General features: G+C 64.9%; 22 protein-coding genes and 1 tRNA gene. 16 read left to right on the top strand and 7 right to left on the bottom strand.

All coding sequences use genetic code 11. The features are described from left to right. Positions 1-12: 12 nt before the first annotated feature. Genes EUV02_RS14090 through EUV02_RS14050 form a run of 9 tightly spaced genes read left to right on the top strand, consistent with a single transcriptional unit; the run spans position 13 to position 8,806 of the window. On the top strand, positions 13-1,116 hold the full coding sequence (locus tag EUV02_RS14090) for an efflux RND transporter periplasmic adaptor subunit (protein ID WP_207790195.1): 1,104 nt from the start codon (positions 13-15) through the stop codon (positions 1,114-1,116). Further along, positions 1,113-4,184: an efflux RND transporter permease subunit gene (locus tag EUV02_RS14085; RefSeq protein ID WP_135246914.1), complete on the top strand. Its 3,072-nt coding sequence runs from the start codon at positions 1,113-1,115 to the stop codon at positions 4,182-4,184. Before EUV02_RS14090 ends, EUV02_RS14085 begins: the two co-directional genes overlap by 4 nt. Then, positions 4,184-4,741: a hypothetical protein gene (locus tag EUV02_RS14080; RefSeq protein ID WP_135246913.1), complete on the top strand. Its 558-nt coding sequence runs from the start codon at positions 4,184-4,186 to the stop codon at positions 4,739-4,741. The genes EUV02_RS14085 and EUV02_RS14080 overlap by 1 nt, the downstream gene beginning before the upstream one ends. Further along, positions 4,738-5,253, top strand: coding sequence for a Na+/H+ antiporter subunit E (locus tag EUV02_RS14075; RefSeq protein ID WP_135246912.1), 516 nt, complete (start codon positions 4,738-4,740; stop codon positions 5,251-5,253). Before EUV02_RS14080 ends, EUV02_RS14075 begins: the two co-directional genes overlap by 4 nt. Then, on the top strand, positions 5,246-5,521 hold the full coding sequence (locus tag EUV02_RS14070; protein WP_135246911.1) for an MrpF/PhaF family protein: 276 nt from the start codon (positions 5,246-5,248) through the stop codon (positions 5,519-5,521). Before EUV02_RS14075 ends, EUV02_RS14070 begins: the two co-directional genes overlap by 8 nt. Continuing rightward, on the top strand, positions 5,518-5,814 hold the full coding sequence (locus EUV02_RS14065; protein ID WP_135246910.1) for a monovalent cation/H(+) antiporter subunit G: 297 nt from the start codon (positions 5,518-5,520) through the stop codon (positions 5,812-5,814). The genes EUV02_RS14070 and EUV02_RS14065 overlap by 4 nt, the downstream gene beginning before the upstream one ends. Then, complete coding sequence (locus EUV02_RS14060) at positions 5,811-6,740, top strand: hydrogenase subunit MbhD domain-containing protein (RefSeq protein WP_135246909.1); 930 nt, start codon at positions 5,811-5,813, stop codon at positions 6,738-6,740. Before EUV02_RS14065 ends, EUV02_RS14060 begins: the two co-directional genes overlap by 4 nt. After that, a complete protein-coding gene (locus EUV02_RS14055; protein WP_135246908.1) occupies positions 6,737-7,069 on the top strand; it encodes an NADH-quinone oxidoreductase subunit K in 333 nt (110 codons plus the stop codon). The genes EUV02_RS14060 and EUV02_RS14055 overlap by 4 nt, the downstream gene beginning before the upstream one ends. A 15-nt stretch (positions 7,070-7,084) precedes the next feature. Continuing rightward, on the top strand, positions 7,085-8,806 hold the full coding sequence (locus tag EUV02_RS14050; protein ID WP_135246907.1) for a complex I subunit 5 family protein: 1,722 nt from the start codon (positions 7,085-7,087) through the stop codon (positions 8,804-8,806). 78 nt (positions 8,807-8,884) lie between these two features. On the opposite strand, the gene EUV02_RS14045 is transcribed toward EUV02_RS14050, so the two are convergent. The 3 genes from EUV02_RS14045 to EUV02_RS14035 all read right to left on the bottom strand — a co-directional run bounded on the left by EUV02_RS14045 (position 8,885) and on the right by EUV02_RS14035 (position 10,416). Beyond that, positions 8,885-8,960: transfer RNA gene (locus tag EUV02_RS14045), tRNA-Thr, on the bottom strand. 43 nt (positions 8,961-9,003) lie between these two features. Next, complete coding sequence (locus EUV02_RS14040; protein ID WP_135246906.1) at positions 9,004-9,996, bottom strand: TerC family protein; 993 nt, start codon at positions 9,994-9,996, stop codon at positions 9,004-9,006. Between the two features lie 147 nt (positions 9,997-10,143). Then, positions 10,144-10,416 (bottom strand): BolA family protein, encoded by a 273-nt coding sequence (locus EUV02_RS14035; RefSeq protein WP_135246905.1) that lies wholly within the window; start codon positions 10,414-10,416, stop codon positions 10,144-10,146. A gap of 67 nt (positions 10,417-10,483) precedes the next feature. On the opposite strand from EUV02_RS14035, the gene EUV02_RS14030 reads away from it, so the two are divergent. From EUV02_RS14030 to EUV02_RS14020, 3 genes are read left to right on the top strand one after another with little or no spacing between them, the layout of a single operon-like run. Further along, positions 10,484-11,065 carry a J domain-containing protein gene (locus EUV02_RS14030; protein WP_243445917.1) on the top strand — a complete coding sequence of 194 codons (582 nt, stop codon included), beginning with the start codon at positions 10,484-10,486 and terminating at the stop codon, positions 11,063-11,065. 4 nt (positions 11,066-11,069) lie between these two features. Then, positions 11,070-12,083, top strand: a complete 1,014-nt coding sequence (cobS, locus tag EUV02_RS14025) for a cobaltochelatase subunit CobS (protein ID WP_135246903.1) — start codon at positions 11,070-11,072, stop codon at positions 12,081-12,083. Between the two features lie 2 nt (positions 12,084-12,085). Further along, positions 12,086-12,535, top strand: coding sequence for a DUF3291 domain-containing protein (locus EUV02_RS14020; protein WP_135246902.1), 450 nt, complete (start codon positions 12,086-12,088; stop codon positions 12,533-12,535). Here the strand turns inward: EUV02_RS14020 and EUV02_RS15815 are convergent. Further along, on the bottom strand, positions 12,532-13,125 hold the full coding sequence (locus EUV02_RS15815; protein ID WP_207790194.1) for a glycine zipper 2TM domain-containing protein: 594 nt from the start codon (positions 13,123-13,125) through the stop codon (positions 12,532-12,534). The two genes, EUV02_RS14020 and EUV02_RS15815, sit on opposite strands and share 4 nt — an antisense overlap. Before the next feature lie 176 nt (positions 13,126-13,301). On the opposite strand from EUV02_RS15815, the gene cobT reads away from it, so the two are divergent. Next, a complete protein-coding gene (cobT, locus tag EUV02_RS14010) occupies positions 13,302-15,173 on the top strand; it encodes a cobaltochelatase subunit CobT (protein ID WP_135246901.1) in 1,872 nt (623 codons plus the stop codon). Positions 15,174-15,358: 185 nt separating this feature from the next. After that, positions 15,359-16,204, top strand: coding sequence for a hypothetical protein (locus tag EUV02_RS14005; protein WP_135246900.1), 846 nt, complete (start codon positions 15,359-15,361; stop codon positions 16,202-16,204). Here EUV02_RS14005 and EUV02_RS16030 read toward each other — a convergent pair. Both EUV02_RS16030 and EUV02_RS14000 read right to left on the bottom strand, forming a co-directional pair. Beyond that, positions 16,201-16,335 (bottom strand): hypothetical protein, encoded by a 135-nt coding sequence (locus EUV02_RS16030; RefSeq protein ID WP_279379524.1) that lies wholly within the window; start codon positions 16,333-16,335, stop codon positions 16,201-16,203. The two genes, EUV02_RS14005 and EUV02_RS16030, sit on opposite strands and share 4 nt — an antisense overlap. A gap of 147 nt (positions 16,336-16,482) precedes the next feature. Continuing rightward, entirely contained in the window at positions 16,483-17,091 is a 609-nt protein-coding gene (locus EUV02_RS14000; RefSeq protein WP_135246899.1) for a PEPxxWA-CTERM sorting domain-containing protein, read from the bottom strand. A gap of 208 nt (positions 17,092-17,299) precedes the next feature. On the opposite strand from EUV02_RS14000, the gene EUV02_RS13995 reads away from it, so the two are divergent. Continuing rightward, entirely contained in the window at positions 17,300-18,157 is an 858-nt protein-coding gene (locus tag EUV02_RS13995) for a hypothetical protein (RefSeq protein ID WP_135246898.1), read from the top strand. On the opposite strand, the gene recQ is transcribed toward EUV02_RS13995, so the two are convergent. Beyond that, entirely contained in the window at positions 18,154-19,950 is a 1,797-nt protein-coding gene (gene recQ / locus EUV02_RS13990; protein ID WP_135246897.1) for a DNA helicase RecQ, read from the bottom strand. The two genes, EUV02_RS13995 and recQ, sit on opposite strands and share 4 nt — an antisense overlap. A gap of 47 nt (positions 19,951-19,997) precedes the next feature. Here recQ and EUV02_RS13985 point away from each other — a divergent pair, with 47 nt between their 5' ends. Next, on the top strand, positions 19,998-21,032 hold the full coding sequence (locus EUV02_RS13985; protein ID WP_166430637.1) for an esterase-like activity of phytase family protein: 1,035 nt from the start codon (positions 19,998-20,000) through the stop codon (positions 21,030-21,032). Positions 21,033-21,112: the final 80 nt, after the last annotated feature.

The raw sequence follows: 21,112 nt of genomic DNA, 5'->3' as shown, positions 1-21,112 counted from the left end.
TTGGAGCCCACTGTGCCCGCCTTACAGATCAAGCGTCCGGCTTCCGGCACAGCCAAACTTCTCGCGCTGGCAGCGCTTGTGCTGCTCGCGGCGTGTGGGCGCGAGCCCGAAGCCGTGGCGCCCGAAGTGCGCCCGGTGCGCACGATCACCATCGCCAACAGCGTCAGCAGCAACACCGTCGCACTGACCGGCCGCGTCCAGGCGCGCGCCGAGGTCAACCAATCGTTCCGCTTGCCGGGGCAACTCATCGAGCGGCGCGTCGATGTCGGTGACAGCGTGCGCGCCGGTCAGGAAATCGCCCGGCTTGATTCGCAGAACGAAGCCAGCGGATTACAGGCGGCCCAAGCGCAACTGGTGGCAGCGCAGGTGCAACTGGCCGACGCGCGCAATAACTTCACGCGGATGCGCAACCTGATTGTCGACAACGCCGTGTCGCGCGCCTCCTACGACCATGCGCAGGCACTTCAGAGCACAGCCGAAGCGCAGGTCAAGGCGGTGCAGTCACAACTCGCCTTGGCGCAAAGCCGCTTCGATTTCACCCGGCTGCGCGCCGATGTGTCGGGCGTGGTCACCGCGCGCGGCCCCGAAGTCGGCGAAGTCGTCGCGGCGGGGCAGATGATCGTCCAGATTGCCCAGTCGGGCGCCGCCGATGCGATTTTCGACGTTCCGGCACCGGTCAAGGATAGCGCCTCGCGCGCCGCCACCATTTGGGTGGCACTGACCAGCGACCCCGGCATTCGCGCCAAGGGCAGTGTCCGCGAGGTTTCGCCGCGCGCCGATCCTGTAACCGGCACCTTCCGCGTCCGCGTCAGCCTCGCCAACGCGCCGGCTGCGATGCGCCTGGGCAGCACCGTCACCGGGCGACTGGAACTTGACGCGGTGCCGGGCATCGCCATTCCAGCGGTCGCGCTGACGCAGGTCGACGGCAAACCGGCGGTGTGGGTGGTCGACCCCAAGACCAGCACCGTGGCGCTGCGCCGCATCGAAATCCGTTCGAACGACGCGACGATGGTGCAGGTCCAGTCGGGCCTCAATCCGGGTGATGTCGTGGTGACCGCCGGCGTGCAGGTACTGCGCCCCGGCCAGAAAGTCAGCCTGCTCGGGTCGGTGAAGTGATCGGGCCGAATCTGTCGGAATGGGCGCTGTCGAAGCGCTCGCTGGTCGTCTTCATGATGATCGTCGCGGTGATCGCCGGTGCGATTGCGTTCACGCGCCTTGGGCGCGACGAGGACCCGTCGTTCACCGTGCGGACGATGATCATCGCTGCCGCTTGGCCGGGGGCAACGGTCGACGAAACGCTTGACCAGGTCACCGAACGACTTGAGCGCACGCTCCAGGAATCGCACAATTTCGGGCAGGTGCGCAGCTACACCACCGCCGGGCAGACGACGATCTTCGTCGACCTCGACGAAACGACGCCGCTCTCCGAAGTCGCCAACGTCTGGTACACCGTCCGCAAGGACATCGGCGACATGCGCCAGACGCTGCCGGCGGGCGTCATCGGCCCGTTCTTCAACGACGATTTCGGCAGCACCTACGGCATCATCTACGGCTTCCAGTCCGACGGCTTCAGCTTCCGCGAGCTCCGCGACTACGCCGAAGCGGCACGGTCGCAGCTGCTCAATGTCCCCGATGTTGCCGCCGTCGAGGTGCTCGGCACGCAGGACGAGCGCATCTACATCGAGTTCTCGACCGAGAAACTCGCCGGGCTGCGGCTCAACCTCGACGGCATGATCGCCACCTTGCAGGCGCAGAACGTGCTTCGCCCCGCGGGTGTCATCCAGACCGGCAGCGAGCGCGTCTATGTCCGCGTCACCGGCGCTTTCGATTCGGCCGAAGACATCGAATCGGTCAATTTCGTTTTCGGCGACCGCATCATCCGGTTGGGCGACGTCGCCACCGTGCGCCGCGGGGTCGTCGATCCGCCGCAGCCGATGTTCCGCGTCAACGGCAAGCCCGCCATCGGCCTGGCGATTTCGATGCGCAATTCGGGCGACATCCTCGCGCTCGGCAAGAACGTCCGCGCCGAAATGGCAGCGATCCAGAAGACGCTGCCCGTCGGTGTCGAGACGACGCTGGTCGCCGACCAGTCGGCAATTGTCGATGTGGCCATCGATGATTTCATGACCTCGCTGTGGCAGGCGATTGCCATCATCCTGCTTGCCAGTTTCGTCAGCCTGGGCATGCGGCCGGGCGCGGTTGTCGCACTGTCGATCCCGCTGACGCTCGCCATCACCTTCGCGGTGATGAACGCCATGCACATCGACTTGCAGCGCGTCTCGCTGGGCGCGCTGATCATCGCGCTGACCTTGCTGGTCGATGATGCGATGACGACCGTCGATGCGATGATCCGCCGGCTGGCGGCGGGCGACACCAAGGACCAGGCGGCAACCTTTGCCTATCGGACGCTGGCAGCGCCGATGCTGATCGGCACCTTGGTCACCATCGCCAGTTTTGTGCCGATCGGCTTTGCCGAGGGTGCGGCGAGCGAGTTCCTGATTTCGTTGTTTTCGGTCGTCGCTATCTCTCTGATCGTGTCGTGGCTGGTCGCGGTGATCTTCGCGCCGATCATGGGCAAGTTCATCCTCAAGGCCCCCGAGCCCGGCGCCAGCACCGACGAAAAGCCGTCGAAGCTGCTCGATGGCTTCAACCGGCTGCTGCGCGGCGCACTGGCGGCAAAATGGCTAACGATCGGGCTGACGATCGGCGCTTTCGCGTTTTCGCTGTTCGCGCTGCAGTTCGTGCCCAAGCAGTTTTTTCCGGCGTCCGACCGGCCCGAGCTTCTGGTCGACCTGACGTTGCGCCAGAATGCGTCGATCCAGGCGAGTGCGGCGACTGCCGAACGTGTCGAGGCACTGCTCAAGAACAACCCCGATGTCGGTCACTTCAGCACTTATGTCGGGCGCGGCGCGATCCGCTTTTACCTGCCGCTCAGCGTCCAGCTCGCCAATCCGTTCGTGTCGCAGATCGTCATTGTCGCCAAGGACATTGCAGCGCGCGACCGGTTGCAGCTGTCGCTCGAAAAGACGCTGGCGGTGCAATTCCCCGAAGTCGTGTCGCGCGTCGCGCCGCTCGAAATGGGCCCGCCGGTCGGTTGGCCGCTGCAGTACCGCGTGTCGGGCCCCGACAAGGACAAGGTCAGCAAGATCGCGCTGCAGTTCGCTACGGTGCTGGGCAGCGACACCCGCACGCGCAACATCAACTACGACTGGATGGAGCCAGCGCGACAGGTCCGCGTCCACATCAACCAGGACGAAGCGCGGCGGCTGGGCATCAGCTCGCGTGCCATGTCGGGGTTGCTCAACGCGGCGATGACCGGCACAACGATTACCCAGGTGCGTGACGACATCTATCTGGTGAATGTCGTGGTCCGCGCCACCGACAGCGACCGTGCCTCGCTCGGCACGCTGAGTTCGCTGCAGGTGCCGACGGCGAGCGGCCGCATGGTGCCGCTGCAACAGTTTGCGACATTCACCGAAGAACAGGAGTTCCCGCTGGTCTGGCGCCGCGACCGCGTACCGACACTGACGGTGCGTTCGGATGTCGCGCACGACGTCTTGCCCGACGTCGTGGTGGGCGCACTGGCCCCCAAAGTCGAAGCGTTCAACGCCAAGCTGCCCGATGGCTACAAGGTCGTCACTGGCGGCATGTACGAATCGAGCGCAGAAGCCAGCGAGGCGGTGTTCAATGTCGTGCCGATCATGATCGTGCTGATGCTGAGCGCGATGATGATCATGCTGGTCAGCTTCCGCCGGCTGGCGATGGTCGTCGCGATCATGCCGCTCGGGCTGATCGGGGTGGTGATGGCGCTGCTGCTGTTCAATCAGCCGCTGGGATTTGTTGCTATCCTCGGCATCCTTGCACTGCTTGGCATGATCGCCAAGAATGCGGTAATTCTGATCGTCTCGATTGAAGAAGAGCGCGCGGCCGGTGCGAACGTCCTCGACGCTGTCGTGACCTCGGCAACGGGAAGGTTGCGACCGATGATGCTGACCGCAATCTCAACCGTGCTGGGTCTTGTGCCCATTGCCCCGACGATTTTCTGGGGGCCGATGGCGATTGCCATCATGGGCGGCTTGCTGGTCGCGACGCTACTGACGTTGGTGTTCCTGCCGGTGCTCTATGTGCTGGTCTTCGGCGGCGACCGCGAAGTGACGCCGGAGCCTGCACCGCAGGCCACATAATGGAAGAATCGGCGGAAACGCTCTGGCTCGACCTGCACGTCGCGGTGCAGAAGCAGTTGTTCAACTCGATGGACCCGGCGCCGTTCCGCAAGCGTGACCTTGATCCGGTGGTGTCGGCGTACATCGTCGACTGGGCCGAAGAGGCGCCGCTGCGCGCCACGCTGGGGCTGCGCGTTACGCTGACCGACGAGCCAGCGAGCGCCGACGATGCAGCACTTTTACGCGCCGCCGTGCACGAAAACTTCAACCGCCGCGTCGCCGGCACACGCCGCGAACTGCGCCGGCTGTTTCGCGATGGCCGCATCAGCCTCGCCATCGGCCTCGGCTTTCTGGCGATTGCCATCGCCATCAGCGAGGCGGTCGGCGGGCTGATTGCCAACGAACATTATGCGCTGCTGGTGCAGGAAAGCGTCGTCATCGGCGGCTGGGTGGCGCTGTGGCACCCGATCAATATCTTCCTCTATGATTGGTGGCCGATCCGCGCGTCGACGAAGCTTTACGAGCGGCTGAGCCGCGCCGACGTGCAGCTGTCGGGCTCCGAGCGGGGGCAGCCGTGACGGCGCAAGCTCTCCGGGCACTGCCATCGCCGCGCGCCGCCGCGCTGGGCCGCGCCTTCACCCTGGCGCTGATCTGGCTGCTGCTGATGCCGAGCGCCAAGCCGGGCGACCTCGCCGTCGGCGCCTTTGCGGTTGTCGCGGCGACGCTGGTCAGCCTGCGGCTCTATGCGCCGGCGGCGGGCAGCATCCACCTGCGCAGCCTGCTGGCACTGATGCCGCATTTTATCTGGCAATCGGTGCTCGCCGGGTTCGATGTAGCGCGCCGGGCGTTCGACCCGCGGCTGCCGCTGCAACCGGGGTTCGTCATGTGCCCGCTCGATTTTCCCGAAGGCATCGCGCGCAACACCTTCGCCACCATTACTAGCATGATGCCCGGTACCGTGCCGTGCGGCGAAATTGATGGCGTGCTCGAATATCATTGCCTCGATATCCGCGAGCCGGTGGTTGAGTCGCTCTGGGCCGAGGAACGCCGGCTGGCGCGCGCGCTGACCGCAGGGCGGCGGCATGGCTGAATTCCTGACCGGCGCGGCGTGTTTCATCCTTCTGGTTGTTGCGGTCGGGTTGGTGCGGCTGCTGCGCGGGCCGGGTGATGCCGACCGGCTGATGGCGGTGCAGTTGCTCGGCACCGGCAGCATTGCGCTGGTGCTGCTGATCGGCGTTGTCAGCGCGTCACCGGCGCTGATCGATGTCGCACTGACGTTGGCGCTGCTCGCGGCATTTGCCGGCGTGGCGCTGGTGCGCGCCAGCACCACGCGTCGCCCGCCGGACAATAGCCAGTGAGCGCGCTGCTCGATCTTTGGACGGTCGTGCTGGTGAGCGCCGGTGCGGTCTTCTACCTCGCCGGCACCGTCGGGCTGCTGCGCTTTCCCGATGCACTGACGCGGCTACATGCGCTGACCAAAGCTGACAATCTCGGGCTCGGGCTCGTCGTGCTCGGGCTGGTGCCGCAGGTCGGCGGCGTCATCATCGGCATCAAGCTGGTCGCGGTCTGGTTGCTCGTCATGGTGTCGGGGGCATGCGTCGCGCAGTTGATCGCACGACTGGTCCGACACGGCAGCGATCCGGCGCCATGACGCTCCTGTTCGATGCCGCGCTGGTGGTGGTGCTGCTCGGCCTGGCGGCTTGGGTCGTGCTGGCGCGCAACGCCTTTGCCGCGGTCGCGGCATTCATCGCCTATGGCTTGCTGCTGACGCTGGCATGGCTGCAGCTCCACGGCATCGATATCGCGCTGACCGAAGCGGCTATTGGTGGCGGACTGACCGGCGCGCTGCTGATCGGTGCGGTGATACGGCTGCGTACTGCACCGCCTGCTGCACCGGCGACATCAATGACGCTGGCGCTGGCGGCCATCGCCGCTGCGACAACAACTGCAGTGTTGGCCGCCTGCGTGCTGGCACTGCCCGACCCTGCCCCGACGCTTGCGCCCTTGGTTGCCGACAACATCGCGGTGACGGGGGTCGAGAATGCGATTACCGCGGTGCTGCTGGCGTTCCGGTCGATGGACACGCTGCTCGAAGCCATCGTGCTGTTGTTCGCGCTGGTGGGAGCCTGGTCGCTGGGTGCCGACAGTGCTTGGCCAGGCCGGCCGGGCTTCGCGCAAAGCGCACCGCCCAACGGCATCCTCGCCTATCTGGCGCGCATCCTGCCACCGATCGGGCTGGTCATCGGCGTCTATATTTTCTGGACCGGCGCCGACAATCCCGGCGGCAAGTTCCAGGGCGCGACCATCCTTGCCGCGATATGGCTGCTGACGATGGCGGCGGGGCTGACCGATGCGCCGCGCGTCGGGTCGCGCTGGCTGCGCGCGGCGCTGGTCGCCGGGCCGCTCGGATTCATCGCGGTCGGCGTGTTTGGCAGCTACAGTGCCGGCGCGTTCCTGGCACTGCCGCCCGAAGCGGCCAAGCCGCTGATACTCGCCATTGAAATCGCACTGATGCCGACGTTGACGCTGATTCTCGCGCTGTTGCTCCCCGGCCCGCCGCAGCGAACGTCGTCATGAACGACACTTTGCTCTACGGGCTGACAGCCTGCGCATTGATCGGACTCGGGGTGTTCGGGCTGATCGCCAACCCGGCACCGCTGCGCAAGATTTTAGCGTTCAACATCGCGGGCAGCGGCGTCTTCCTGCTCGCCGGGGCGGTTGCGCGGCGCGGGGCTGCGGCGGGCTTCGGCGGCGACCCAGTGCTGCAGGCACTGCTGATTACCGGCATTGTCGTGGCGTTTTCGGCGACCGCGCTGGCGGTGGCGCTGGTGCTGCGGCTAAATGCGGTTACCGGTGACGTCACGCTGGCCGAACCACCGGCTGAACCTACCGATGACAATGACTAGCCGAGACGTGCCGCGATGACGACGCCATCCGGTTGGCTGCTGGTCGCGGCGGTGCTGCTGCCGTTCATCGGCATGATGGTAGGACTTGTCGCCGGCGGGCGCCATGCCGCGCGGGTCGCAGCGCTGGTCATCGTCGCCGGCCTCGCGATAGCCTTCGCGACCGCGCGTACCGTCCTCGACGCATCACAGGTCTATCTGCTCGGCGGCTGGGCGCCGCCACTCGGGGTCGCGCTGCGCGCCGACGGGCTGGCGGCAGCGATGATGGTCGTGGTCGCGGCGGTGATTGCCGGCATTGGGCTTTATGCGCGCCGCGATTTTGCGACGCCGCCGGGGGTGACCGAGGCCCGCGCGCCACTGGCGTTCTGGTTGCTGCTGCTCGCGGTCTGGGGCTCGCTCAATCTGGTGTTCGTCAGCGGCGACCTGTTCACGCTGTATGTCGGGCTCGAGTTGCTAACCTTTGCCGGGGTGCCGCTGGTCTGCCTCGACGGTCGCGGCGAAACCTTGCGCGCGGCGCTGCGTTACCTGCTGTTCGCGCTTCTGGGCTCGCTGCTCTACCTGCTCGGTGCGGTTCTGATTTACGGCGCCTATGCCACGCTCGATATCGAGATGCTGGCACATCTCGTACAACCCGGCATCGTCACCTGGACGGTGCTGGCGCTGATGACGGTCGGGCTGCTGGCGAAAACCGCACTGTTCCCGCTGCACATCTGGCTGCCGCCCGCGCACGCCGGTGCGCCCGCCGCCGCAAGCGCGGTGCTGTCGGCACTGGTCGTCAAAGGTTCATGGTTCCTGGTCGTACGGCTGTGGTTCGACGTCATGCCCGCTGTGGTGACCTTCGATGCAGCGCAGCTGCTCGGCGGGCTTGGCGCTGCCGCCATTGTTTTCGGCAGCATTGTCGCGCTACGCCAGAAGCGCCTCAAGCTGCTCGTCGCCTATTCGACGATCGCGCAGATCGGCTACCTGTTCCTGATGTTCCCGCTGGCGTTCGACATTGCCACCGGCGCGATGCTCCACGGCGACGCGCTGACCGGCGGGCTGCTGCAAGCAGCATCGCACGCCACCGCCAAGGCCGGCATGTTCATGGCGGCGGGGCTGATCTACGCGGCGCTAGGCCATGACCGCATCGCCGATCTGGGCGGCGTCGCGCGTGCGCTGCCGGTGACGGTGCTGGCGTTCGCGGTGGCCGGGCTGGCGCTGATGGGGTTGGTGCCGAGCGGTGCCTATCTCGCCAAGAAGCTGCTGCTCGGCGCTGCCGCAAGCAGCGAGCAATGGTGGTGGACGGCCGTGCTGCAAGGCGGCGCAGCGTTCACGGCAGGCTATGTCGTGCTGGTGCTGACGCGCGCGTTGCGTTCGCTGCCGGCGCCGCTGCAGCTCGCGACCAAGGTGTCGCGGCTTTCCGAATTCTCGGCACTGGGACTGGCGTTATTGTCGCTGCTGCTCGGCGTGGCTGCTGTCGTTCCCGCTGCAGGATTGCCCGCCGGGCTGATTTCCAACCCGCTCGCGCCGAAGGAACTGCTGCCGACGCTGCTCGTGGTCGCCGGTGGCTTTGCCTTGGCGGCAACGCTGGCACGGCGGCCGCTGTTCGGCGACGGACCATGGCGGCGGCTGATGACGGCGGCGGGCACCGGCTTTGAAAATGCCGATGCTTTGTTGCGGCGGTGGCCCACCGCCAGCCTGGCTCTGATCATTCTGGCGGCAGCGTTTGGCTGGTTACTGCACACAGGCAACCCGGCTTGACCGAAAACAACGGCCGGTAGCTGCCGCGGCTCGCGCTGGCGGGCCGATCAGCGGCCTGATTGTCATTTGGTTGGGTTGTGGTGCCGGCTGCAGGAATCGAACCCGCGACCCCCTGATTACAAATCAGGTGCTCTACCAACTGAGCTAAGCCGGCGCACGTCGCGCGCGGCGCCTTATGCGCCGCGCGCGCTTGCGGTTCAAGTCGCCGATTCGACAGGGGGGTCGTTGCGGGTTTTCCACAGCGACCAGCCGACACCGGCCGCCAGAATGCCGACGGTGATGGCGAGCGACAGCGACGCCGGGAACTTGCCACCTTCGAAGCCGAGCAAGTCGCCGACGAAGATCTTCGAACCGATGAACACCAGCAGCACGCTCAGCGCGTACTTCAGATAGTGGAAGCGGTGGACCATCGCCGCCAGCGCGAAATACAGCGCGCGCAGGCCGAGGATGGCGAAGATGTTCGACGTGTAGACGATGAACGGGTCGGTGGTGATCGCGAAGATCGCCGGGATCGAATCGACCGCGAACACCAGGTCGACGAACTCGACCATCACCAGCGCCAGCAGCAGCGGCGTCGCGAAGGTCGCGAGCTTGCCGGTCTTGGGATCGACCTTCTTGACGGTGAAGTCATGGCCGTGGAGCTCGTCGGTGATGCGGAAGTGGCCGCGGATGTAGGCAAGGATTTTCGAATCGCCGACCGAATAGTCCTGCTCGGCCATCATCCACATGCGGACGCCGGTGTAGATCAGGAACGCGCCGAATATGTAGAGCGCCCAGTGGAACTGTTCGACGATGGTGGTGCCGAGCGCGATCATGATGCCGCGCAGCACGATGACGCCGAGTATACCCCAGAACAGCACGCGGTGCTGGTAGAGCCGGGGGATCGCAAAATAACTGAATATCATCGCGATGACGAAGACGTTGTCCATCGCCAGGCTCTTTTCGATGACATAGCCCGTCACATATTCTTCGGCCGCGACGATGCCGAGCTGCCACCACACCACAGCGCCGAACGCCAGGCCGAGCGTGATATAGCCCGCCGAAAGCCAAAGGCTTTCCTTGACGCTGATCTCATGCTCGTCGCGGTGCAGCACACCCAGATCGAGCGCCAGCAGCGTGAACACGATGCCGAGAAAGCCCAGCCACATCCACAGCGGCTTGCCCAGAAAGTCGAATAGCAGAAATTCCATGTATCATTCACCCCGCACACCCGTCGGCGCGCATCCTTTTTCAAGGGAAGCGCCGACATCACGCACGACGTCTCGTGCGCCAGAGGGGCCCGGCTACGCCGCTAATTGGGAAGCCCAACAACACCTGACAAGTGTCATGAGCTTTATTTATGTATCGGGGGTATCGGCGCGGATGACCAGCGCATGGATGCGGTCGGGCGCCATCAGGTCGCCAAGCGCGGTATAGACCGCGCGCTGGCGCGCCACGCGCGACAGGCCTTCGAACGCCGCGGCCTTGACGATGACGGTGAAATGGCTCTCGCCACCGGCGCGGTGGCCGGCGTGGCCGCTATGCAGATGGCTGTCGTCGATGATCTCGAGGCTGGCGGGATGCAGCGCTGCGACAATACGGGCCTCGATCTGCTCTGCCATCGTCGCCATCTTCACCACTCCCAAAGCCGCTTCGCCTCGTATAGGGACAGGCGGACCACCAGCCAAGGCCGCGCATTTGTCGGAAGAAGCTCCAGTACGGCGGCCACGTTTCCACGGTCGCGTCGAACGCCCCGAACCCGAACGCTGTGCGGCGCCGGGTTGCACCGAGGTGGGCGAGTTCCGCGCGCCGCTGTCGAACCGCGAGCCCGGCAGCGTCGGTGGCTGGCAGTTCCTGTGCCTCGACCATGTCCGCGAATTCAATGCCAGGTATAATTTTTTCGATGGCCTCAGCCCCGATGACATCGCCGCCGCGCAATCGCCTTTGGCCGGCTGGGAACGCGCCGCGCACGATCCGACGATGCGTTTCAACGATCCGCTCGGCGCCTTGCGCGGCCGCTACGGTGAGGCCGCGCCCAAGCGTAGCGCCAACGGCCATGTGCTTGGCGATGCCGATCTGAAGGCGCTCAAGACGCTCGGCCTGACGCCCGCCGCGACGCGTGCCGAACTCAGCCGCGCCTATAAGGCGCTTGTCCGTCGCTACCACCCCGACAGCAACGGCGGCGATCGATCGACCGAGCGACAGTTGCAGGACGCGGTGCAAGCCTATACGCACCTAAAGTCCATACCCGCCTTCGCGCGCACGCCCAAGGAGCCGTAACACCGTGGCCAGTTCTGCCCTTTCTGCCGATAGCAGCCCGCACACCCACACCGCGCTCAATGCGCCCGACACGACGGTCGATGCGCGCAGCGTCTTCGGCATCGATATCGACATGCAGATTCCGGCGTTCACCATCGCCGATGAACGCGTCCCCGAAGTCGATCCGACCTATGTGTTCGACCCCGACACGACGCTCGCCATCCTCGCGGGCTTCGCGTTCAACCGCCGCGTGATGATCCAGGGCTATCACGGCACCGGAAAATCGACGCATATCGAACAGGTTGCGGCGCGGCTGAAGTGGCCGTGCATCCGCATCAATCTCGACAGCCACATCAGCCGCATCGACCTGATCGGCAAGGACGCGATCGTGCTACGCGAAGGCAAGCAGGTCACCGAGTTCCGCGAAGGCCTGTTGCCCTGGGCGCTGCAGACGCCGACGGCCTTGGTGTTCGACGAATATGACGCCGGTCGTCCCGATGTGATGTTCGTTATCCAGCGCGTGCTCGAAACCGACGGCAAGCTGACCTTGCTCGACCAGAACCGGGTGATTCGCCCGAATCCGTATTTCCGGCTGTTCGCCACCGCGAATACCATCGGGCTTGGCGACACGTCCGGCCTGTATCACGGCACGCAGCAGATCAACCAGGGCCAGATGGACCGCTGGAACATCGTCACGACGCTCAACTATCTGGCGGCACCAGTCGAAACCTCGATCGTCGTCGCCAAGGTCAAGGGCCTCGACACCGAAGCCGGCCGCAAGCAGGTCGCGAACATGGTCAAGGTCGCCGACATGACGCGCCAAGGCTTCATCGCCGGCGACATTTCGACGGTCATGTCGCCGCGCACCGTGCTGACCTGGGCGCAGAACGCCGAGATTTTCAAGAACCTCGGCTTCGCGTTCCGCGTCAGCTTCCTCAACAAGTGCGATGAAGCCGAACGCAGCATTGTCGCCGAGTATTACCAGCGTGTGTTCGGCGAAGAATTGCCCGAGTCGGTCGCGGTCAAAACCCGGCGCTAAGCGTGGCGGGCTGGCAGCTCGCACAGATTAACGTCGGGCGGCTGATTGCCCCCGAAGGCGATCCGCGCGTCGCGGCGTTTTTTGACCAGCTCGATGCGATCAACGCCGTTGCCGACGCGTCGCCGGGGTTCGTCTGGCGGCTGGTCGGTGACGGCGGCAATGCCACCGGCATCAAGCCAGCACCCGATGACTGCCTGCTGATCAACCTGTCAGTGTGGGAAAGCGCCGAGGCGCTCGCCGCGTTCGTATACCAGAGCGCGCACACGCCGGTGATGATGGCGCGGAGCGACTGGTTCGAACGATTCGGCGGCGCCTATACCGCGCTGTGGTGGGTGCCGGCGGGACACCGGCCGAGCCCCGACGAAGGCTTTGCCAAACTCTGGTTGCTCGACCGCTACGGGCCGAGCGCACAGGCCTTCACCTTCAAGACGCAGTTCCCACCCGAAGGCTAGCGGCAAGTCACCTGTCCCTTGTCGATCGAGCTGCCGATGACCGCGCCCAGCGTGCCGCCGAGCAGCGCGCCGAGTGTTTGCGAGCCGCCGGGCGCTAGCGCCGCGCCGAGCGAACCGCCGCTCAAGCCACCGATAATCAGGCCGGTGGTGCCGTCCGAACGGCGGCAATAGTAGCGGTTGTCCTGGCCGCGGTAGATGCGCTCGTTGCTGGAGACATAGCGCGGCTGGTAGTAACGGCCATCGCGGTAATATTGGTTGGCGTAATAGCGCGTCTGGCCGGGCGCCGGGCGGTTGTAATTGTAGTTGCGGTAGTTTTTCCAGCTGCCGGCATTCGACGTCGAGCCCTGCCACGCATAGCGCTGCGCGTCGTAGCGGTTCGAGCCGCCATAATCGCGGCGCTCGTCATGGCGGTCGTTATCGCCGTAGTAGCTGTGCTCGTTACCCCTGTTGCCGCCATAGCCGTAGTGGTTGCCGTTGTCGTGCTTGCCGTTGTGGTGGCCGTTGTTGCCCTTGCCATGATCGTCGGCGAACGCCGCGACGGGGGCGGCGAGCAGTGCCAGCGACAGGCAGGTGGTGAGTACGCGGAACATCGGTGATCTCCTTGGGGGCCCAGTGCGCCGCAGTGTGGCGCTGGCCCGTTGCCCACAGGTCTGTTGACAGCCGTGAACATCGCTTGAACACGCGGGCGACCAAGAGGTTCCGATAACGTCGCGGGGCGCCCGTCCATCTTGCGCATTGCACGGACTGTCGGCAAAGGTTGTCGACGATGACCAATCCCGAAAACCCCCTCGAAGATTTCCGCCAGGCGCTCGCAGCGACGATGCGCGCGCTCGGCCATGATCCGGCGTTCGACCTTGCCTATACCGCCGACAAGCCGTCGTGCTTCGGCGATCAGGCGCGTGTGCCGCAACCGGCGCGTGCCTTGCCCGCCGACCAAGTCGCCGAAGTCCGCGGCTGGGCCGACGCCTTTGCGCTGCGCAAGCGCCACCACGATCCCAAGCTGTTCGCCGCCGACTTGCCCGAAGCCGGGCTGCCGCGCGACATTTTCAACGCCGTCGAGCAGGCGCGCATCGAAGCCATCGGCTCGGCCGAAATGTTGGGCGTCGCGCGCAACCTCGACCGCATGACCGAAAACCGCATCAAGGGCGATCCCATCGTCCGCGCGCGCACCCCCGACGAGGTGCCGATGGCGACGGCATTGGGGCTCATCGTCCGTGAACGGCTGACCGGCACGCCGCCGCCGGCACTCGCCGCTTCGGCAATCGATCTCGTGCGCCGCGATATCGAGGAGCGCGCCGGCGCCGACCTCGACGACCTTGCCGCCAACGTCGAGGATCAGGCGGCATTCGCGCATGTGCTGCGGCGCGTGCTCAACGATCTCGGCCTCGGCACTGACCCGGATGCCGAGCCGCAAGATGACGACAGCGAATCGGAAGACCAGCCCGACGAACAGCAGGACGGCGAGCAGGGCGACGATCAGGAAGGCGAAGCGGGCACCGACAGCTCGACCGAAACCCGCCCCGAAGAATCGTCCGAACAGGGCGACGACGCCGACACCCGCGAAGTCGAGATGGACACAGAAATGTCCGCCGATTCGGAGATGGGTGAAGAAGGCGAAGAGGGCATGGTGCCGTGGCGCCCCAATTCGATGATGGGCGACCTGCCGCGCGACTTCGACTATCACGCCTACACCAACGCCTATGACGAGATCGTCGCCGCCGAAGAGCTGTGCGACGACGAGGAGTTGACACGGCTGCGCGGCTACCTCGACCAGCAGCTCGTTCATCTGCAGGGCGCGGTCACCAAGCTCGCCAACCGGCTGCAGCGCCGCCTGCTGGCACAGCAGAACCGCGCTTGGGAGTTCGATCAGGAAGAAGGCCAGCTCGATGCTGCGCGCCTCGGCCGCGTCGTCACCAACCCGACGCACGCGCTAAGCTACAAGGTCGAACGCGACACCAAGTTCCGCGACACCGTCGTCACGCTGCTGATCGACAACAGCGGCTCGATGCGTGGCCGGCCGATTTCGATCGCGGCGATCTGCGCCGACATTCTGGCGCGCACGCTCGAACGCTGCGCCGTCAAGACCGAGATCCTCGGCTTCACGACGCGCGCCTGGAAGGGCGGCTCGGCGCGCGAAAAGTGGCTGGCCGATGGTCGCCCGGTCAAGCCCGGCCGGCTCAACGACCTGCGCCACATCGTCTACAAGCAGGCCGATGCGCCTTGGCGCCGCGCCCGCAAGAACCTCGGGCTGATGATGCGCGAGGGTCTGCTCAAGGAAAACATCGACGGCGAGGCGCTGTTGTGGGCGCACAACCGCATGCTCGGCCGCCCCGAAGACCGCCGCATCCTGATGGTGATTTCGGACGGCGCGCCGGTCGACGACTCAACGCTCAGCGTCAACACCGGCAACTATCTCGAACGCCACCTGCGGCAGGTCATCAACTGGATCGAGGCGCGTTCGGGCGTCGAGCTGATCGCTGTCGGTATCGGCCATGACGTGACGCGCTATTACAAACGCGCCGTCACCATCATGGATGCCGAACAGCTCGGCGGCACGCTGATCGAGCAGCTGGCGCAGCTGTTCGAGGATGACACCGTTAGCGCTACCGCCAAGCGCCGCAAGGCAGGGCGAGGTTAGCCCATTGCCGGCCTTTTTAGGATCAAAACTGTCAAGATTCTTTACACTTCTTATAGTTTCTATTCACCGGAACGCCGGCAAATTATTGAATTTACGTAAATTAATCATTTCGACATGGTTTGTACATTTTCCCCTTCAGAGTATGCAGTGTTTTTCTTGCAGAATCTGATCAGGGGAGACTGTTCATGAACAAACTTCTGGTCCTGCTGGCATCTGGCGCTGCGGCGCTGGCAGCCAACAGCGCTACGGCGCAAATGATTATCGACAACGGCACCATCCAGATCGGCGTCGACTCGCTTGCCCAGCTCAACATCTACAACAACGCCTATTACAGCGCCGGCGGCACGTTGCCGGTCGGGCTTCGCGACTTGCGTACCGGCTATGAATCGACGTCGCCGGGCTGCCTGTGCGAAGGCTGGGGCATCGCGGATCTCGGTTCGAACACGTCGGGCTATGCCAACAATTCGGCGGGCACCGGCGGGCTGAACTTTGTCAGGTTCACATCGGGCGGCACCGGCACGCATGATTTCACCCCTTCGGCATCACCCAACCTGTACAAGGTGCTGGTGACGCTCACCAACAACAGCGCGACGCAATCGGGGGTTCTCGTCTATCGCCGCACGATGGACTGGGACATTGAACCGACGCCGTTCAGCGAATATTCGACCGTGCAGGGCACCGGCGACAATATCGTCGCCAACGACAACGGCTTCTGCTCGTCAGACCCGCTGTCTGTCTGCGACCCGCTTTTGGCTTCGGGCAACTTTGTCGATTCTGGCCCTTGGGATCATGGCGCCAATTTCGACATCACCTTCTCGCCGCTAGCCGCCGGCCAGTCGCTCAACTTCTCGATCTTCTACGGCGCAGCGCCCACCGAGCGCGCCGCCTATGCCGCGCTCTCGGCGGTTGGCTCGAACATTTATTCGTTCGGTCAGAACAACGCCGACATCAGTGGCGGCAATGGCTCGACCTTCATCTTCGCTTTTGCCGGCGGCAGCCGCGGTTCGCTGGTTCCCGAGCCGGCAAGCTAGGCGATGATGATCGCCGGCTTCGCAATGGTCCGTACGGCGATGCGTCGCCGGGTGACGCGCGTGGTGACCAACATCGCCTGATCGTCACCATCGGCAAAAGACTGCCACGCGGCGCGCAACGCAAGTTGCACGGCCCGATTGCATTCTGCAAAATGCGTCGCGGATTGCGGTAGACATTTGCAGAATGCCAGTTGACGCATCGCCGTTGGCAGCCGCTTCCCACGCCAACCAAATGGGCGCGGTCAGATTGTCACAGCGGCTTGGCGCGACTGAGAAACTTAGGCGGCGCCGGCGCCGGCGCGGCGACGCATCGTGCCACCGACCACACCGAAGCCGACAATCATCAGCGCCCAGTTGGAGGGTTCAGGTACAACGGCCTCGTCTTCGTTGATGCTCAGATCGTCCATCACGAAATGTTCGCCGGCACCTTCATATCGGGATGCATTGCCACCGGAACTGCTGAAAATGACCGTATCGACAAGCGCGTGGTTGAAGTGCACGAGCACCGGGCCCGCGGTATTGACTAGAAAATTCTGTGAGTAAATCAATGCGTTATTCTTGAAGCCCTTGACCTGAACGGTCAGCCCATCGTTCCACGCGCCGGTCAGATAGGCCGAGGTTAGCTTGAACTTGGTGATACTGGAAATCGATGCCGCTTCGCCGCCGCCGTTATAGGCGACATTGTTCAGGCTGAGGACACCGTTGACGTAGCCCGACGGCTCATACTGCGTCGTATCAAGCGTGTAGAGGTTGACGAAATCGAAACCGTGATAGGCCGCGTCGATGCTGGTCCAGGCCGGCAGATTATCAAACTTGAGGGTAACGGCGCTCGCCGGCGCGGCGAAAACAGTCGCAGCAAGCACCGAAGCTAACAGGGCATTCTTCATGCGGAGGTCCTAGAATATTCACGGCCGTCAGTTGGTCCGCTCCATGTTCTGCAACATCCATGCCAATTGACAGTATTGGCGCTGTCGGGAAATATCGGCCGAAGTCAGGCAGATTTCACATTCAGTGACGGTTCAATCTCGATCTGGTAAAAAAGCGTTGATGGCCGAGTTTCCCACCATCACAGGCTGGTTCGGAAAGGAACTGGACATGTTGCGTGTACTTCCCCTCTTCACGGTGGCAACCATACTCGCCGCACCGGCGTTCGCCGACGGCCATGGCTACGGCGGTGACAAAACCTATCAGGGCGGCAACCGCGGCGGCGGACAAGGCTATGGCGGGCAGAACTCCGGCGGCCAGGGCTACGGCGGCCAGGGCTACGGCGGTCAAGGTTATGCGCGCAGTGGCGGTCAAGGCTATATCGGCGGCCAATCCTACGGCGGTCGCGGTTACGCCGGCAACCAAGGTCATCAGGGGCAGGGTTATCAGGGCCAGGCCTATCAAGGCCAGAGTTATCAGGGACAAGGCTATCGCGGTCAGAGCAGTTACGGTCAGGCCGGCTACAATGGCTACACCCAGAACGGCAATTATGGCCGCCCGGGCGCGCCGCAACAGGGCTATGCGCAAGGCTATGGCCGACCCTATCCGGCGCAGGGCTATGGCCGTCCGGGCTACCCTGCCCAGGGCTATGGCTACGGGCGCGGCGGCTATGTCCAACCCGCCTATGGCTATGGCTACCGCGGTGCCGCTTACTATGCGCCGCGTGGCTATGCCTATCCCGCCTATGGCTACGGCTATGGGTATCCGGCGTATGGCTGGGGCTATGCCGCCCCGGTCGCCTATGGCGGCTATTGGGGTGGCTATGCACCAGTAGCCTATGCGCCCTACGCCTATGGCTATGGCAACGGCTATGGTTATGGCTGCAACACTGGCGCGGGTGTCGCGCTCGGCGCGGTGACCGGCGGCTTGATCGGCAGTGCTGTCACCAACGTGCCCGGCGACCCGGCTGGCCTCATCATCGGCGGCGTGCTCGGCGCCATTGCCGGTGGCGCCATCGCCAGCTGCTAACTGCCGCGCAGCACCGCCAGAAACGCTGCGCCATAGGCCTCGAGCTTGCGGGCGCCGACACCGCTGATTTCGCCGAGCGCGGACAGCGTCGTCGGCCGCACCTCCGCCATCGCGCGCAGCGTGCTGTCGTGGAAGATGACATAAGGCGGCAGCCCTGCCTCAACCGCAAGCGTGCGGCGCAGCGCTCGTAGCGCATCGAACAGCGCCGCATCGGCAGGCGCCACCGCTGATGTTGCCGGGCTGCTGCGACTGTTGCCGCGCGCGCGCGGCGCAGCGGTTTCGGCGCGAACATTCACCTCGACTTCGCCACGCAGATAGGTCCGTGCATTCGGGCCGAACACCAGCCCGCCATGTTCGTTGCGTGCCAGTGCATCGGCGGCGAGCAACTGACGGGCGAGTGCTTCCCAATCGGGCTTTTCGACATCCTTGCCAATGCCGAACACCGACAATTGGTCGTGGCCGAACTTGCGGATTTTCTCGGCGCCCGAGCCGCGCAGCACGTCGACCAGATGCCCCAGCCCGAACATCTGCCCAGTGCGCTGTACCGCGGACAGCAGCATCTGCGCCGCGACGCGCGCGTCCTTGAGCACCGGCGGGTTGAGGCAGTTGTCGCAGTTGCCGCACGGCTGCGTCGCGTCCTCGCCGAAATAGCGCAGCAGGTCGATGCGGCGGCATTTCGAGGTTTCGGCAAAATGCACCAGCGCGCCCAATCGGCCATGTTCGAAGCGCTTGCGCTCCTCGCTGGCGTCGCTGCCATCGATGAAGCTGCGCTGGCGCGCGATGTCATCGGCGCCGTAAATCAGATGCGCCACCGCCGGCTCGCCGTCGCGGCCGGCGCGGCCAGTTTCCTGATAATAGGCCTCGATCGACTTGGGCAGGCCGACGTGCGCGACAAAGCGCACGTCGGGCTTGTCGATGCCCATGCCGAACGCGATCGTCGCGACCATCACCACCTCGTCCTCGGTGATGAAGCGCTCCTGGTTGTGCGCGCGCTCGCCGCCTTCAAGCCCGGCGTGATACGGCAAGGCGTTGATGCCCTGCGCCACCAGCCGCGCAGCAATCTGGTCGGTCTTGCCGCGGGTCAGCGCGTAGATGATGCCGCTGTTGCCGGCCTGGGTGGCGAGAAAGTCGGCAAGCTGGCGCGTCTCGTCGGTCTTGGCGGCGACTTCGTAGCGGATGTTGGGGCGGTCGAACCCGGCGACCACCAACCGGCCGGGCGCGATGCCGAGTTGGTCGAGAATGTCGGCGCGCGTCGTCGCGTCAGCAGTCGCGGTCAGCGCGACGCGCGGCACGCCGGGCAATTGGTCGCACAGCGCCCGCAGTTTGCGATATTCGGGGCGGAAATCATGGCCCCATTGGCTGACGCAATGCGCTTCGTCGATAGCGATCAGCGCGATTTCGACACGCGACACCAAAGTCTGGAACCCCGGCAAGGTAGCGCGTTCGGGCGCCACATACAGCAGGTCGAGCTCGCCGTTTTCGAGTGCGGCAATCGTCGCCCCCGAATCGAGCGACTGGCTGTTGAGCGCGGCAGCGCGGACACCGTTACTGCGCAATGCCCGCACCTGATCCTGCATAAGCGCGATCAGCGGCGAGATGACCAGCGCGCAGCCCGGCCGCACCAGCGCCGGCACCTGATAGCATAGCGACTTGCCCGACCCCGTCGGCATCACCGCGAGCACGTCGCGGCCGGCGCAGACATCGGCGACGATTTCAGCCTGGTGGCCGCGGAAGCTCGGAAAGCCGAAAACCTCGTGGAGGATCGTCTCGGGACTGGGGGCGCTGGCCAACATGCGGACAGCGATAGCGACGACGGCGCGCCGCTGCTATGGGCGACAGCATGAAACGCACCAAAACCCGCTATTATGTAGTCGCCAGCATCGCCGTGGTGCTTGCCGCGGTGGTTTTCCTGCTGGCACCGCCGCGGGTCGCGGCGATGCAGCCACTGCCGCTGACCGCGACCAGCATCGCGCTCAACCCCGACGACCCCAACCAGCAGCAGGTCGGCCGGCTGCGCTACATGGGCGGGCTGGTGATCAAATCGACCAACGACGGCTTCGGCGGCCTGTCAGGGCTGCGCGCCGGCCCCGACAACCGGCTGCTCGCGGTCAGCGACACCGGCAACTGGGTGACCTTCACGACAATCGAACGCGACGGGCGGCTGGTCGGCGTCAGCGACGGCAACATCACGCCGATCCTCGACGGGGCCGGCATGCCCCCTGCCGACAAGGAAGCCGGCGATGCCGAAGCGCTCGAATGGGATCCGGCAACCGGCGACGCCATCGTCAGCTTCGAACAGGACCACCGCCTGCAATTCTACCGCGGCATCGACCCCGCCAAGCCCGATACGCTGATGCAAGCCGCGACGCAGGTGCGCCGCGACCCGGCGACGGCGAAATGGCCCGACAATGCCGGTGGCGAGGCGCTGGCACGACTGGCGAGCGGCACGCTGGCGCTGCTCAGCGAAGACGCGATGGACAATTACGACCGCCACGATCTGTTGCTCATCACCGGCAATACCACCCGTCGCCTTGGCTATGTGTCGCCCAAGGGCACGCGGCCGACCGACGCCATCCTGCTGAGCGGGCCTGATACGATCCTGGTCGTCAACCGCAGCTACAGCCCGCTCGGCGGTGTCACCGCCGTCCTCGAGATTCTCGATATCGGCGCACTGGCAAAGCTGCCCGATTCGGGCGTCGCCGGCAGCGCACAAAAGCCGGTCGCCCGGCTCGCGAAGCCGCTGACGGTCGATAACATGGAGGGCATCGCGCTGCGTCGTGAAGGCGGCCGGACGTTCGTCTATCTGGTGTCGGACGACAATTTCAATCCGATGCAGCGGACGATCCTGCTCAAGTTCGAGCTGCTGCCCGAGTGAGGATTTAGGGCCTCCGGCGGGCAGGCCTGAGGCCTGCACCCATTTGTTTGGCGCTCAACAACCGGGTGCAGGGGCTAAGC

Source organism: Glacieibacterium arshaanense (assembly GCF_004681125.1).
Classification (GTDB): Bacteria; Pseudomonadota; Alphaproteobacteria; order Sphingomonadales; family Sphingomonadaceae; genus Polymorphobacter_A; species Polymorphobacter_A arshaanense.
The sequence above is the reverse complement of the archived record's forward strand: the minus strand, read 5'-3'. Positions and strand labels throughout refer to the sequence as shown.